Raw genomic sequence first — 13458 nt, forward strand, 5'->3', positions numbered from 1 at the left:
CTGCCCAGACCGCGCCGGCCGCGGCCGCTGCCGCGCCGCGCGCTCCGGCGCAGCCGCTGGTCACCGGCCTGCCCGATTTCACCAACCTCGTCGAGCAGGTCGGCCCGGGCGTGGTCAACGTCGACACCACCATCGTCCGCAGCAACCGCCAGGCGCGTGGGCCGATGGGGGACGACGACATGCCGGAGTTCTTCCGTCGCTTCTTCGGCCCGGACTTCCCGATGCCGGGGCAGGGGCCGGGCGGCCCCGACGGCGGTCCCAGCATCAAGGGCCGCGGCATGGGGTCGGGCTTCATCATTTCGCCCGACGGCTACGTGCTGACCAACTACCACGTGGTTGCCGACGCCAGCGAGGTGAAGGTCAAGCTGGGCGATCGCCGTGAGTTCACCGCCAAGGTGGTGGGTAGCGACCAGCAGTACGACGTCGCCCTGCTGAAGATCGAAGGCAGGAACCTGCCGACCGTCCGTGTCGGCGATTCCAACAGCCTGAAGCCGGGCCAGTGGGTTGTCGCGATCGGCTCGCCGTTCGGCCTCGACCACTCGGTCACCGCCGGCGTGGTCAGCGCCCTCGGCCGCAGCACCGGCGGCCCGGACCAGCGCTACGTGCCGTTCATCCAGACCGACGTGGCGATCAACCAGGGCAACTCCGGCGGTCCGCTGCTGAACACCCGGGGCGAAGTGGTCGGCATCAACTCGCAGATCTTCTCTGCGTCCGGTGGCTACATGGGCATCAGCTTCGCGATTCCGATCGACCTGGCGATGAGCGCGGTCGAACAGATCAAGAAGACCGGCCGGGTCACCCGCGGCCAGCTGGGCGCGGTGGTGCAGGAGATCGACGGCCTGAAGGCGCAGGCCATGGGCCTGCCGGACAGCCGGGGTGCGCTGGTCAACCAGATCGTGCCGGATTCGGCGGCCGCCCGCGCCGGTGTGAAGGTGGGGGATGTGATCCGCACCGTGAACGGCGCACCGGTCAACAGCTGGTCCGATCTGCCGCCGCTGATCGGCGCCATGGCCCCGGGCAGCCGGGTCACCCTGGGCGTGATCCGTGACGGCAAGCCGCGCGACCTGAGCGCCACCCTGACCGCGCTGGCCGAGGATGACCAGGCCAGCGCCCGCAGCCCCGCCACCGCCAGGGCCGATGCCGCTCCGCAGAGTGGGGCCAATGCCCTGCTGGGCCTGGACGTCAGCGATCTGACCGCGCCGCAGCGCAAGCAGCTGGGCCTGGAATCGGGCGAGGGCGTGCGCATCACCGGCGTCAAGGGGCAGGGCGCCCGGGATGCCGGCCTGTCCCCGGGCATGGTGATCCTGCAGGTGGCCAGCACCCAGGTGAGCGGCGTGGAGTCGCTGAACCGCGCGCTGTCCAGCTACAAGAAGGGCGATGTGGTGATGCTGCTGGTCCGCACCGGCAACGGCAACAGCGCCTTCGTGGCGGTCAAGGCCGGCGAGTAAGGCCGGACCGGGGCTGCTCCGGCAGCCGCTACCCCCCGAAGCCCCGCTCAGGCGGGGCTTCGGTCGTTCCGGCCCTGGCCCGGCGAGGCGCCTTTCGCGGGCGGGCCCCGGGCGTGCGATAATCCACCGTTACCCTGACGACGCCGCGCGCCGCCGCCACCTATGTCATCTGATTCGATGCGGAACATCCGCAACTTCTCCATCATCGCCCACGTCGACCACGGCAAGTCCACGCTGGCCGACCGCATCATCCAGCTTTGTGGTGGCCTGCAGGCCCGCGAGATGGAAGCGCAGGTCCTCGACTCCAACCCGATCGAGCGCGAGCGTGGCATCACCATCAAGGCGCAGTCGGTATCGCTGCCGTACCTGGCCAAGGACGGGCAGACCTATCATCTGAACTTCATCGACACCCCGGGCCACGTCGATTTCTCGTATGAAGTCAGCCGCTCGCTGGCCGCCTGTGAAGGTGCGCTGCTGGTGGTCGATGCTGCCCAGGGCGTGGAAGCGCAGTCGGTGGCGAACTGCTACACCGCGGTGGAGCAGGGTTTGGAAGTGGTGCCGGTGATCAACAAGATCGACCTGCCTACGGCCGACATCGAGCGCGCCAAGGCCGAGATCGAGGCCGTGATCGGCATCGACGCCAGCGACGCCGTGCCGGTCAGCGCCAAGACCGGCCTGAACGTGCAGGACGTGCTGGAGGCCATCGTCCATCGCATTCCGCCGCCGCAGCCACGCGATACCGACAAGCTGCAGGCGCTGATCATCGACTCCTGGTTCGACAACTACCTCGGCGTGGTCTCGCTGGTGCGCGTCATGCAGGGCGAGATCAAGGCCGGCGACAAGCTGCAGGTGATGTCCACCGGCCGCAACCACCAGGTCGACAACGTCGGCGTGTTCACCCCCAAGCGCAAGGTGTTGCCGGCGCTGCGCGCGGGTGAGGTGGGTTGGGTCACGGCCAGCATCAAGGACGTGCATGGTGCGCCGGTGGGCGACACCCTGACCCTGGCCGGTGATCCGGCACCGAAGCCGCTGCCGGGCTTCCAGGAAATGCAGCCGCGCGTGTTCGCCGGCCTGTTCCCGGTCGACGCCGAGGACTATCCGGACCTGCGCGAGGCACTGGACAAGCTGCGCCTGAACGATGCCGCGCTGCGCTTCGAGCCGGAAAGCTCGGAGGCGATGGGCTTCGGTTTCCGCTGCGGCTTCCTCGGCATGCTGCACATGGAGATCGTGCAGGAACGGCTGGAGCGCGAATACAACCTGGACCTGATCAGCACCGCGCCGACGGTGGTGTACGAGGTCCTGAAGACCGATGGCTCGATCATCAACATGGACAACCCGGCCAAGCTGCCGGCGGTGAACCAGGTCCAGGAGATCCGCGAGCCGATCATCCGTGCCAACGTACTCACCCCCGAGGAGTACATCGGCAACATCATCAAGCTGTGCGAGGAAAAGCGCGGCAGCCAGATCGGCATCAACTACCTGGGCAGCCAGGTGCAGATCAGCTACGAGCTGCCGATGGCCGAAGTGGTGCTGGACTTCTTCGACAAGCTGAAGTCGGTCAGCCGCGGCTACGCGTCGCTGGACTATCACTTCGTGCGCTTCGATGCCGGTCCGTTCGTGCGCGTGGACGTGCTGATCAATGGCGACAAGGTCGATGCGCTGTCGCTGATCGTCCACCGCAGCCATGCCGACCGCCGCGGCCGCGAGCTGTGCGAGAAGATGAAGGACCTGATCCCGCGGCAGATGTTCGACGTGGCGATCCAGGCGGCTGTCGGCTCGCAGATCATCGCCCGTACCACGGTCAAGGCCATGCGCAAGAACGTGCTGGCCAAGTGCTATGGTGGCGACGTTTCGCGCAAGAAGAAGCTTCTGGAAAAGCAGAAGGAAGGCAAGAAGCGCATGAAGCAGGTCGGCCGCGTGGAAATCCCGCAGGAAGCGTTCCTGGCCGTGCTGCAGATGGACAACAAGTAAGCGCGCACCGGCCCTCCGGGGCCGGTCGTCCGGTGACGTTGCAAAGGACCCTGAATGAAACTGTTTGAGATCCTCCTGGTCGTGCTGACCCTGGCCTCGGGCCTGATCCTGCTTGCGGACAAGCTGTACTTCGCCAGGCGCCGCGCCCAGCGTGCAGGCCTGCTCGACACCGAGCCGGTGCTGGTGGATTACTCGCGTGCATTCTTCCCGGTGCTGGCGATCGTGCTGGTCGTGCGCAGCTTCATCGCCGAGCCGTACAAGATCCCGTCCAGCTCGATGATGCCGAACCTGCTGATCGGTGATTTCATCCTGGTCAACAAGTTCGCCTATGGCCTGCGCCTGCCGATCACCAATACCCGCTTCGTGCCGGTGGGTGATCCCGCGCGCGGCGATGTGGTGGTGTTCCACTTCCCGGGCCACGGCGACAACGACCCGGCCAAGGGCGAGAACTTCATCAAGCGCGTGATCGGCGTGCCGGGTGACACCGTGGTGTTCGAGGGCGACAGCCTGGTGCTGAACGGCGAGCCGGTGAAGTACGACAACAAGGGCATCTACGCCGGCCACAAAGGCCAGGGCGAGGGCGCCAACCTGCTGGTCGAGCATCTCCCGGGCCGCACCCATACCGTGCTGGAGACCGACTATCCGCGTGGCCAGGGCCAGTGGACCGTGCCGGCCGGCAAGTACCTGGTGATGGGCGACAACCGTGACAACAGCGATGATGGACGCTTCTGGGGGCTGCTGCCGGAAGAGAACCTGCGGGGCAAGGCATTCCTGATCTGGCTGAACTGCCAGGGCTGGTTCTGCAAGGACGGTTTCGAGCCGTCGCGGATCGGCTCGGGCATCAACTGAGTATTTTCACATCCAACGCGTATCTGGGGAGAACGCAATGAAGACGATGAACACGCAGCGCGGCATCACCCTGACCTCGTTTCTGGTGGTCCTGGTCGTGGTTGGCTTCTTCATCTACATCGGCATGAAGCTGTTCCCGATGTACCAGGAGTATTACGCGGTACGCTCGGCGATGAAGAGCCTGGCCAGCCAGCCGGGCGTGGCCAGCATGGAGCCGGCGCGGATCCAGGATCTGTTCTTCAAGCGGCTGTACATCAACTACTCGGACAACGTGAAGCCGGGCAACGTCAAGTTCGATCGCCGCGACAATGGCTGGACCCTCAAGGTCAACTACGAAGTGCGTCGCCCGTTGATCGGCAACCTCGATGTGGTTGGCAAATTCGATTCTTCCCAGGACCTGACCCGAAGCGGTGCCCAGTAAATTCATCCAACGTGGCGACCTGATCGGCCATGCCTTCCGCGACCCGGCGCTGCTCAAGCAGGCGCTGACCCATCGCAGTGCCGGCGTGCCGCATAACGAGCGCCTGGAATTCCTCGGCGACAGCATCGTCAACATGATGGTCGCCGAGGCGCTGTACCAGCGCTGGCCCAAGGCCGACGAGGGCGCACTGACCCGCGCCCGCGCCGAGCTGGTGCGTGAAGGGGCGCTGGCAGTGATCGCCCGTACCCTGCAGCTGGGCGAACGGCTGATCCTGGGCGCGGGCGAGATGAAGTCGGGCGGGCACCGCCGCGACTCGATCCTGGCCGATGCACTGGAGGCGGTGGTGGCCGCGATCTACCTGGACGCCGGTTTTGACGCGTGCCGGGAGACCGTGCTGCCCTGGTTCACGGCCTCGATGGAGGCGCTGCCGGCCACCGGCCGCCCCGAGAAGGACCCCAAGACCCGCCTGCAGGAATGGCTGCAGGCCCGGCAGAAGGCGTTGCCCCAGTACGAACTGGTGTCAGAATCCGGTGACGACCACGCCAAACATTTCCGGGTACGCTGCAACGTGGCCGACCCGGCCGCCAGCACCGAGGGCGAAGGCGCCTCGCGGCGGCTTGCCGAACAACAGGCGGCTGCAGCCGTCCTAGAACAACTGGATTCCAAGTGAGCGAACAAACTTCCCATCATTGCGGCAGCGTGGCCGTCATCGGCCGCCCGAACGTCGGCAAGTCGACCCTGACCAATGCCCTGGTCGGGGCCAAGGTCAGCATCGTCTCCAACCGGCCGCAGACCACCCGCCACCGCCTGCTCGGCATCGCCACCTATCCGGAAGGCCAGCTGGTGCTGGTCGATACCCCGGGCCTGCACAAGGTGCAGAAGCGGGCGATGAACCGGGTGATGAACCGCGCCGCGCGCGGCTCGCTGGAAGGCGTGGATGCAGGCCTGCTGGTGATCGAGGCCGGGCGCTGGGATGACGAAGACAGCCTGGCCTTCAACGTGCTGCGCGATGCCGGCATCCCGGTGGTGCTGGTGGTCAACAAGATCGATCGCCTGAAGGACAAGGGCGCGCTGCTGCCGTTCCTGCAGGAGGTGACCGCCGGCCGTGATTTCGCCGCCGTGCATCCGATCTCGGCGCAGAAGCGCAACGGCCTGGACGCCCTGGTGCGTGACGTGCTGGAGCTGCTGCCGGAAGCCCCGCCGATGTTCGGCGAGGACGAGATCACCGACCGCAGCCAACGTTTCCTTGCCGGTGAACTGGTACGTGAGCAGCTGATGCGCCAGCTTGGCGAGGAGCTGCCCTATGCCACCACCGTGGAGATCGAGCGCTTCACCGAGGATGGCAATCTTCTGCGCATCGGCGCGGTGATCTGGGTCGAGCGGGAAGGCCAGAAGGCCATCGTGATCGGCAAGGGGGGCGCGCGCCTGAAGGAGATCGGGGCCAAGTCGCGCCTGCAGATGGAGCGTCTGTTCGGTGCCAAGGTGTTCCTGGAAACCTGGGTGCGCGTACGTGAAGGCTGGTCCGACGACGAGGCCGCGCTGAAGGCCTTCGGTTACGAGTAAGCCACGGCGATCGCTTCGGTGATCATCGAGGACGACACGGGGTTCGTGCTGCATGCACGGGCCTATCGCGAAACCAGCCTGCTGGTGGAGGTGCTGAGCGCGGAACATGGCCGGATCGGCCTGCTTGCGCGCGGCGTGTCCACGGCCAAGGGCCAGGTGTTGCGCGCGGCCCTGCAGCCGCTGCAGTGGATCCGCTTCAGCGCACAGCAGCGCGGCGAACTGGCGCAGCTGCGTGCCGCCGAAGCGCTGGACGCGGCGCCGCGGCTGGTCGGCCAGGCCATGCTGGCCGGCTTCTACCTGAGTGAACTGACGCTGCGGCTGGCGCCACGCCAGGATCCGTTGCCGGAGGTGTACCTGGCGTACGGCGAGGCACGCGCGCGGCTGGCAGTGGGCGCCGGACTGGCCTGGACGCTGCGCCGCTTCGAGCGCGAGCTGCTTGCCGCACTGGGGCTCGGTTTCGATCTGGAAAGCGCCAGCGATGGTCAGCCGATCGATCCGGCAGCGCGTTATGCGCTGGATCCGCAGGAAGGGCCGCAACGGCTGCTCAGCGAGCGCGGTGGAGAGCGCAGTGCGGCCGCCACCGGTTCGGCGCTGTTGGCGCTGGCGGCCGACGAGGAGCCGGGGCCTGCTGATCTGGCGAGCCTGCGGCTGCCCATGCGGCGGGTGCTGGCGCACCACCTGGGGCCACGGGGGCTGAAGTCCTGGGAGCTGCTGGAGCAGTTGGCCCCCCGGCGGTAGGCGGGCGGGGGGCAGATCCGTCTTCCGCAGGGAAAGGGATCTGACCCCGGATTGATTTCGATATCCGACGGGGCAGGGCGCATCCGTGCCGGGCAACCCTCAGTGCAGCAGTGCCGCTACCGCGGCGCGGAAGCCCGCTTGTGCCAGGTCCGACTCCGGCATGTGGTGCAGCTGGCGCACCGCGCGGCCCAGCCGTGCGGCACCGACGAAGCCGCAGCTTGCCTGCAGCCGGTGCAGCTGGCTGCGCAGCTGGCGTTCATCATGCTGGTCCACGGCCTGCTCGACCGCATCGCGGACGCCCGGCAGTTCCGCAAGGAACAGCTCGCGCAGGGCGATCAAATGATTGCGCTGGCCATTGAGAGCGGCCAGAGCGGCGGTCTCGTCCCAGTCCTGCCCGTTCAGCTCGATCGCAGCGGGGGCCGGAGCGACGGCGATGCCGGCCGGCGAGTTGACCAGGGCGCGGCGGACCGCCTTCAGCAACTGGTCGCGGCCGAGCGGTTTGACCAGGGTGTCGCTGAAACCGGCCTCACGCAGGCGCGCATGGATGGACGTGTCGCCGTCGGCGGTATGCGCCAGGGCAGGCGTGTCCGGATGCGAACGGCGCAGTTCGCGCAGCAGCTGCGCGCCATTGCCGTCGGGCAGGTTGACGTCGATCAGCCACAGGTCGTGAGCCCCGGGCTCGGCGCTTGCCAGGGCACTGGCAAGGGAGTCCGCGGTATCGACGTCCGCCGGCAGGGTTTCCAACGCCGCCTTGAAAAACCCGCGGCTGATGATGTCGTCCTCGACAAGCAGGAAGCGGGGCCGACCGGCCCTCGGGGTCATCTGCATCAGGGGCTGCCTCCATGTCAGCTGGTTGACATCATCAAGCACGGCGGCGGCTGGCGCAAGCGGCGGCAGGCCCCGCCGGTCAGGATCTGCGACAATACGCGCCCATTTTCGCCCGCAGCCTGTTGCCACGTGGCCCGATCCCGCTCCCGCATCGACCGTACCCCGTTCCAGACCGAGATCCTCGACCTCAGCCATGATGGTCGCGGCGTCGCCCGCCGTGAAGGCGAAGGTGGCAAGGTCACCTTCATCAGCGGCGCTCTGCCGGGCGAGGTGGTCATGGCTGAACAGACCGCCCGCAGCCGCCATTTCGACGAAGCACGCACCGTGGAAGTGCTGCAGGCCTCGCCACAGCGGGTGACGCCGAAGTGCCCGCATTTCGGCACCTGCGCCGGCTGCGTGCTGCAGCACCTGGATGAAGACCAGCAGATCGTTGCCAAGCAGCGCGTGCTGATGGACAACCTGGAACGCATCGGTCACGTGAAGCCGGGCCGCGTGCTGCCACCGCTGGTCGGCGACAGCTGGGGTTACCGCCGCAAGGGGCGCTTCTCGGTGCGCCGCGTCGAGAAGAAGGACAAGACCCTGGTCGGCTTCCGTGAACAGGACCCGCGCTTCGTCGCCGATCTCAGCCAGTGCCTGACCGTGATCCCCGAAGTGGGCACCAAGGTGCAGGCGCTGTCGACCTTCATCGAGTCGCTCGACGGCAAGCGCGACATCCCGCAGATCGAGTTCATCGGCGGTGACCAGGCCATCGCGCTGACCGTGCGTCATCTGCAGCCGCTCAGTGATGCCGACCGCGCCGCATGGACCAGCTTCGGCCAGCAGCACGGATTCGCCATCTACCTGCAACCCGGTGGCGTGGACACCGTCCATCCGCTGGACGGGCAGGGCGTGCCGCTGTCGTTCCGGCTGGCGCCGTGGGATGTCGAACTGGCATTCCGGCCACTGGATTTCATCCAGGTCAATGCCAAGCTCAACGAGAAGATGATCGCTCACACCCTGGATCTGCTGGAGCCGGGTGAGGACGAGCGCGTGCTGGACCTGTTCTGCGGGCTGGGCAACTTCACCCTGCCGCTGGCGCGCCGAGTGCGCGAGGTGGTGGGCGTGGAAGGCGACGCGGGCCTCGTTGCCCGCGCACGTGAGAACGCCGAGCGCAACGGGCTGGGCAACGCCCAGTTCTACAGCGCCGACCTGACTCAGGACCAGCGCGCCACGCCGTGGATGCGCCAGGGCTTCGACAAGCTGTTGCTGGACCCGCCGCGCTCGGGCGCGATCGAGGTGCTGCAGCAGCTGCCGTTGAAGCAGTTCAAGCGCATCGTGTACGTCAGCTGCCATCCGGGATCGCTGGCCCGGGACGCGGGCTACCTGGTGAACGAGCAGGGCTTCACCCTGGTCAGTGCCGGCGCCATGGACATGTTCCCGCACACCGCGCACGTGGAAAGCATCGCGGTGTTCGAAAAGCGCTGACCCGCTGTCATGCCCATCGCGCATAATGGCGCGATGGGCATCGAGATCGAACGCAAATTCCTCGTCAGCAGCGACGGCTGGCGTGCGGCCGCACACCGGGTGATTCCGATGGCGCAGGGCTACATCAACGATCTGGGCGCGCTCGACAGCGGTCGCCAGAACGCGTCCGTGCGGGTGCGCATCGAAGGTGAGCACGCCGCGCTGAACCTGAAGTCGCGCACGATCGGCCATACCCGCCAGGAGTTTGATTACCCGATTCCGGTGGAGGATGCGCGCGCGCTGCTGGCGCTGTGCGTGGGGGGCCTGATCGACAAGCGTCGCCACCTGGTCGAGCATGCCGGCCTGACCTGGGAAGTGGATGAGTTCCTGGGTGACAACGCCGGCCTGGTGGTGGCCGAAGTCGAGGTGGAAAGCGCCGGGCAGGCCATCGTCCTGCCGGACTGGGCCGGCGCGGAGGTCACCGACGACCCGCGCTACTACAACGTCGCACTGGCCAGTCATCCCTATTCACGCTGGTGAAAGGGGCGTTCCCCCTTTTTTCGGGGCGCCCGGACCCCATGTCGGTGGGATGAGAATCGACATCTACTCCGACGTGGTCTGTCCCTGGTGCTGGATCGGCAAGCACCGTTTCCAGCAGGGGGTGCAGTTGCTGGGGGCCGATGCCCCAGTACTCGACATCCACTGGCAGCCGTTCCAGCTGGACCCGGATGCGGGCACCACGCCGGTGCCGCTGCGCGAGGCGTATGCGCGCAAGTTCGGCGGTGTCGAGCGCACAGAGCAGATTCTCGGCCAGACCCAGGCCACCGCCCGTGGCGAAGGCCTGCCCATGGACTTCAGCCAGGGCCAGGTGCGGGTGACCACTCTGCCAGCGCACCGGCTGCTGTGGCTGGCCGGCCAGCACGGTGTGCAGGACGCGGTCGGAGAGGCGCTGTTCCGCGCTCATTTCGAGCACGGCCAGAATCTGGCGGACACAGAGGTGCTGACCCGGGCCGGTGTGGCAGGCGGACTGGATGCGGCAGAGATCGCCCAGATGCTGGCCTCCTCACGCGGCCTGGCCGAGGTCGAAGCGGGACTGGACCAGGCCCGTGCGCTGGGTGTTTCCTCGGTGCCGACCTTCGTCATCGACGGCCGCTGGGCGATCTCCGGCGCCCAGCCTCCGGAAGCCTTCGCCCAGGCGCTGCGGCAGATCGCGGCGGAGCAGGGCACGGCAACCGGACGCAGTGGCGACGACGCCTGTGGCGCGGACGGCTGCAGGGTCTGATCCTTCGAGGGGGCGCGCGATGGACGCCCCCACCTGCGTCCAACGGCCGGTTCTGCGACAATGCGGCACTGCGCCATGCGGGCGCCCGTTGTGGAGAACGACCATGCTGCTGATCGGCGTTGCCGGCACTGAACTGACCCCCCAGGAACGCGACTGGCTGCAGCACGATGCCGTTGCCGGGGTGGTGCTGTTCACGCGCAACTTCGCCTCCCGCCAGCAGGTGAGCGAGCTCAGCGCCGCGATCCGCGAGGCTGCGCCGCGCCCGCAGCTGATCTGCGTCGACCAGGAAGGCGGTCGCGTGCAGCGTTTCCGCAAGGGCTACAGCGATCTGCCGCCGCTGCAGGAGATCGGTGCCGGCTATGCGAAGGATCCCGGCGCCGCGTTGGCGCTGGCCGAGCAGCACGCCTGGCTGATGGCCAGCGAAGTGCGCGCCAGTGGCGTGGACCTGAGCTTTGCCCCGGTGGTCGACCTGGGCCGTGGCAACCTTGCGATCGGCAACCGCGCTTTCAGTGAAGACCCGCAGGTCGTGGCTGCGTTCACCGAGGCCTACGTACGCGGCATGCACGCGGCCGGCATGGCGGCCACCCTCAAGCATTTTCCCGGCCATGGCACCGTGCTGGAAGACACCCATGTCGATACCGCGGTCGATCCGCGGACGCTGGACGAACTGCGCGCGCAGGACCTGGTGCCGTTCCGGGCCGGTGTTGCCGCCGGTGCCGACGCCGTGATGATGGCGCACGTGATCTACCCGCAGGTGGCGCCGGAACCGGCCGGCTATTCGCCGCGCTGGATCCAGGAGGTGCTGCGTGGCGAGCTGGGCTTCCGCGGCGTGGTGTTCTCCGACGACATCGGCATGGCCGCTTCGCACCATGCCGGTGGCGTTGCGGCACGCGTGCACGCGCACCTGGATGCGGGCTGCGACGTCGTGCTGGTCTGCCATCCGGAGCTGGTCGATGAAGCCCTGCACGCGGTGCAGGGACGCTCCCTCAATACCGCTGCGCTGCTTGGCCTGCTCGGCCGCGGCGCGCTTGGCTGGGATGGCCTGCTGGCCGATGCCCGCCATGGCGACACTCAATCCCGTCTGCTTGAAACCCTTGGAAGAACCGTCTGATGCCGAACCTCACCATTTCCCAGGCCCTGGTCCAGGCCGACCTGCTGGTTGACCGCCCCACCATCGACAAGGCCATCGCCGGTATCGCCGACGCCATCGCGCGCGATTACAAGGGCGAGGTGCCACTGTTCCTGTCGATCATGCACGGTGCGCTGCCGTTCGCCGGCCAGCTGGCGCTGGAGCTGGGTGCACGCGGCCAGGACGTGCAGTTCGATTACCTGCACGCCACCCGCTATCGCGGTGAAACCACCGGCGGCGACCTGGTGTGGAAGCACAAGCCGGCCACCGCGCTGTTCGGCCGCCGTGTGCTGCTGGTCGATGACATCCTCGATGAGGGCTACACCCTGCAGGGCGTGCGCACCTGGTGCCTGGAACAGGGCGCGACCGACGTGCGCATCGCGGCGATGACGGTGAAGAAGCACGATCGCGGGCTGCCGGATGTGACGGCTGACTACGCCGGCATCGAACTGCCCGACCGCTACGTGTTCGGTTTCGGCATGGACGTCAACGAGACCCTGCGCTGCGTGCCGGCCATCTACGCGATGAAGGAATAACAGGCACGGCCGTCCGCGGCCGTCCTTTGCCGCCGCCGGCATCCTCGGGTGCCGGCGTTCGTCTTTCTCTGGAGTGCTTTCGATGCAACAGATCGCCCTGGCCGTGATCGGCGGTACCGGTGTCTACAACCTGGCCAAGCTCGACGATGTGCAGACCCACGAGGTCGAGACCCGCTTCGGCCGTCCCTCCGGCCCGGTGCGCGTGGGCACGCTGCTGGGCAACCGCGTGGCGTTCCTTGCGCGCCATGGCGAGGGCCACTCGCTGCCGCCGCACAAGATCAACTACCGCGCCAATCTGGCTGCGCTGCAGCAGATCGGCGCCCAGCGCGTGCTGGCGCTGAACACCGTCGGGGGCATCACCGAGCAGGTCGGGCCGCGCGTGCTGGCCTGCCCGGACCAGATCATCGACTACACCTGGGGCCGGATCAGCACGATCTGTGAAGAAGAGGGTACCGAAGTGCTGCATGTGGACTTCGGCCACCCGTACACGCCGATGCTGCGGAGCAAGATTCTGGCCGCGGCCAAAGTGACGGGTGTCACGGTCCATGACGGTGGCTGCTACGGTGCGACGCAGGGGCCGAGGCTGGAAACCATCGCGGAAATCGCCCGCATGCGGCGCGATGGCTGCGATCTGGTGGGCATGACCGGAATGCCCGAAGCCGCGCTGGCGCGGGAGTTGGGACTGGATTACGCGTGCCTGGCGATCGTGGCGAACTGGGCCGCGGGCTGTGGTGATGGCGAGGAGATCACGATGGCCGAAGTGCTGGCCAATGTGCAGGCGGCGAGCAATGGACTTCCGGAACTGATCGGCGAATTGGCACGGGGGTGATTGTCTTCGCCGAGCAAGCTTTGCATACTCAGCCGGTACGCGGGTTCAGCGTACACCACCCATTCATTGCATAAGGTCTCGCATCACCATGCCGAACGGTACCGTCAAGTGGTTCAACGACGCCAAGGGATTTGGCTTCATCTCGCCGGAGGATGGCAGCGCCGACGTGTTCGCGCACTTCTCCGCCATCAACTCCAAGGGCTTCCGCAGCCTGCAGGAAGGCCAGCGTGTCACCTATGACGTGACCCAGGGCCCGAAGGGTGCCCAGGCTTCGAACATCACGCCGGCCGAGTGATCCACTCGACAGTGCGTTGAGAACCCCGCTCCGGCGGGGTTTTTTTTTTGCGCCCATCGCATGGGACCGAACCCAAGCCGCGCGCGGGCGGCCGGCCCGTGCGCGGCTTGGAGAACGATCCGGATC

General features: G+C 67.2%; 15 protein-coding genes. 14 read left to right on the forward strand and 1 reads right to left on the reverse strand.

The window, feature by feature from the left end; all coding sequences use genetic code 11:
* The 7 genes from QMZ25_RS10880 to recO form a co-directional block, all read left to right on the forward strand.
* A partial coding sequence (locus tag QMZ25_RS10880) for a DegQ family serine endoprotease (RefSeq protein WP_283219632.1) occupies positions 1-1448 on the forward strand: 1448 nt, incomplete at its 5' end.
* Between the two features lie 177 nt (positions 1449-1625).
* Complete coding sequence (gene lepA / locus QMZ25_RS10885) at positions 1626-3419, forward strand: translation elongation factor 4 (protein ID WP_065174904.1); 1794 nt, start codon at positions 1626-1628, stop codon at positions 3417-3419.
* A gap of 54 nt (positions 3420-3473) precedes the next feature.
* Positions 3474-4268 carry a signal peptidase I gene (gene lepB / locus QMZ25_RS10890; protein ID WP_053520237.1) on the forward strand — a complete coding sequence of 265 codons (795 nt, stop codon included), beginning with the start codon at positions 3474-3476 and terminating at the stop codon, positions 4266-4268.
* Between the two features lie 37 nt (positions 4269-4305).
* Positions 4306-4689 carry a DUF4845 domain-containing protein gene (locus QMZ25_RS10895; RefSeq protein ID WP_053520236.1) on the forward strand — a complete coding sequence of 128 codons (384 nt, stop codon included), beginning with the start codon at positions 4306-4308 and terminating at the stop codon, positions 4687-4689.
* Positions 4679-5359: a ribonuclease III gene (gene rnc, locus QMZ25_RS10900; protein WP_053520235.1), complete on the forward strand. Its 681-nt coding sequence runs from the start codon at positions 4679-4681 to the stop codon at positions 5357-5359. Before QMZ25_RS10895 ends, rnc begins: the two co-directional genes overlap by 11 nt.
* Complete coding sequence (era, locus tag QMZ25_RS10905; RefSeq protein ID WP_053520234.1) at positions 5356-6252, forward strand: GTPase Era; 897 nt, start codon at positions 5356-5358, stop codon at positions 6250-6252. Before rnc ends, era begins: the two co-directional genes overlap by 4 nt.
* An 18-nt stretch (positions 6253-6270) precedes the next feature.
* Positions 6271-6990, forward strand: a complete 720-nt coding sequence (gene recO / locus QMZ25_RS10910; protein ID WP_053520233.1) for a DNA repair protein RecO — start codon at positions 6271-6273, stop codon at positions 6988-6990.
* 99 nt (positions 6991-7089) lie between these two features.
* Here recO and QMZ25_RS10915 read toward each other — a convergent pair whose 3' ends face one another.
* Entirely contained in the window at positions 7090-7818 is a 729-nt protein-coding gene (locus QMZ25_RS10915; protein WP_053520232.1) for a response regulator, read from the reverse strand.
* A gap of 129 nt (positions 7819-7947) precedes the next feature.
* On the opposite strand from QMZ25_RS10915, the gene rlmD reads away from it, so the two are divergent.
* From rlmD to QMZ25_RS10950, 7 genes are all read left to right on the forward strand, one after another.
* Positions 7948-9282 (forward strand): 23S rRNA (uracil(1939)-C(5))-methyltransferase RlmD, encoded by a 1335-nt coding sequence (rlmD, locus tag QMZ25_RS10920; RefSeq protein ID WP_283219633.1) that lies wholly within the window; start codon positions 7948-7950, stop codon positions 9280-9282.
* 33 nt (positions 9283-9315) lie between these two features.
* On the forward strand, positions 9316-9801 hold the full coding sequence (locus QMZ25_RS10925) for a CYTH domain-containing protein (protein WP_283219647.1): 486 nt from the start codon (positions 9316-9318) through the stop codon (positions 9799-9801).
* Positions 9802-9850: 49 nt separating this feature from the next.
* Positions 9851-10543, forward strand: coding sequence for a DsbA family oxidoreductase (locus QMZ25_RS10930; protein WP_053520229.1), 693 nt, complete (start codon positions 9851-9853; stop codon positions 10541-10543).
* Between the two features lie 103 nt (positions 10544-10646).
* The gene (gene nagZ, locus QMZ25_RS10935; protein ID WP_111186713.1) at positions 10647-11654 is read left to right on the forward strand and encodes a beta-N-acetylhexosaminidase; all 1008 of its coding nucleotides are present in this window, start codon (positions 10647-10649) and stop codon (positions 11652-11654) included.
* Positions 11654-12208 (forward strand): hypoxanthine-guanine phosphoribosyltransferase, encoded by a 555-nt coding sequence (locus QMZ25_RS10940; protein WP_283219634.1) that lies wholly within the window; start codon positions 11654-11656, stop codon positions 12206-12208. Before nagZ ends, QMZ25_RS10940 begins: the two co-directional genes overlap by 1 nt.
* An 82-nt stretch (positions 12209-12290) precedes the next feature.
* Positions 12291-13037: an S-methyl-5'-thioinosine phosphorylase gene (locus QMZ25_RS10945; protein WP_053520226.1), complete on the forward strand. Its 747-nt coding sequence runs from the start codon at positions 12291-12293 to the stop codon at positions 13035-13037.
* A gap of 88 nt (positions 13038-13125) precedes the next feature.
* Positions 13126-13332 (forward strand): cold-shock protein, encoded by a 207-nt coding sequence (locus tag QMZ25_RS10950; protein WP_005410590.1) that lies wholly within the window; start codon positions 13126-13128, stop codon positions 13330-13332.
* The last annotated feature ends 126 nt before the right edge of the window (positions 13333-13458 follow it).

The organism is Stenotrophomonas sp. RS-48 (assembly GCF_030053245.1).
In the GTDB taxonomy this organism is placed as follows: Bacteria; Pseudomonadota; Gammaproteobacteria; order Xanthomonadales; family Xanthomonadaceae; genus Stenotrophomonas; species Stenotrophomonas maltophilia_P.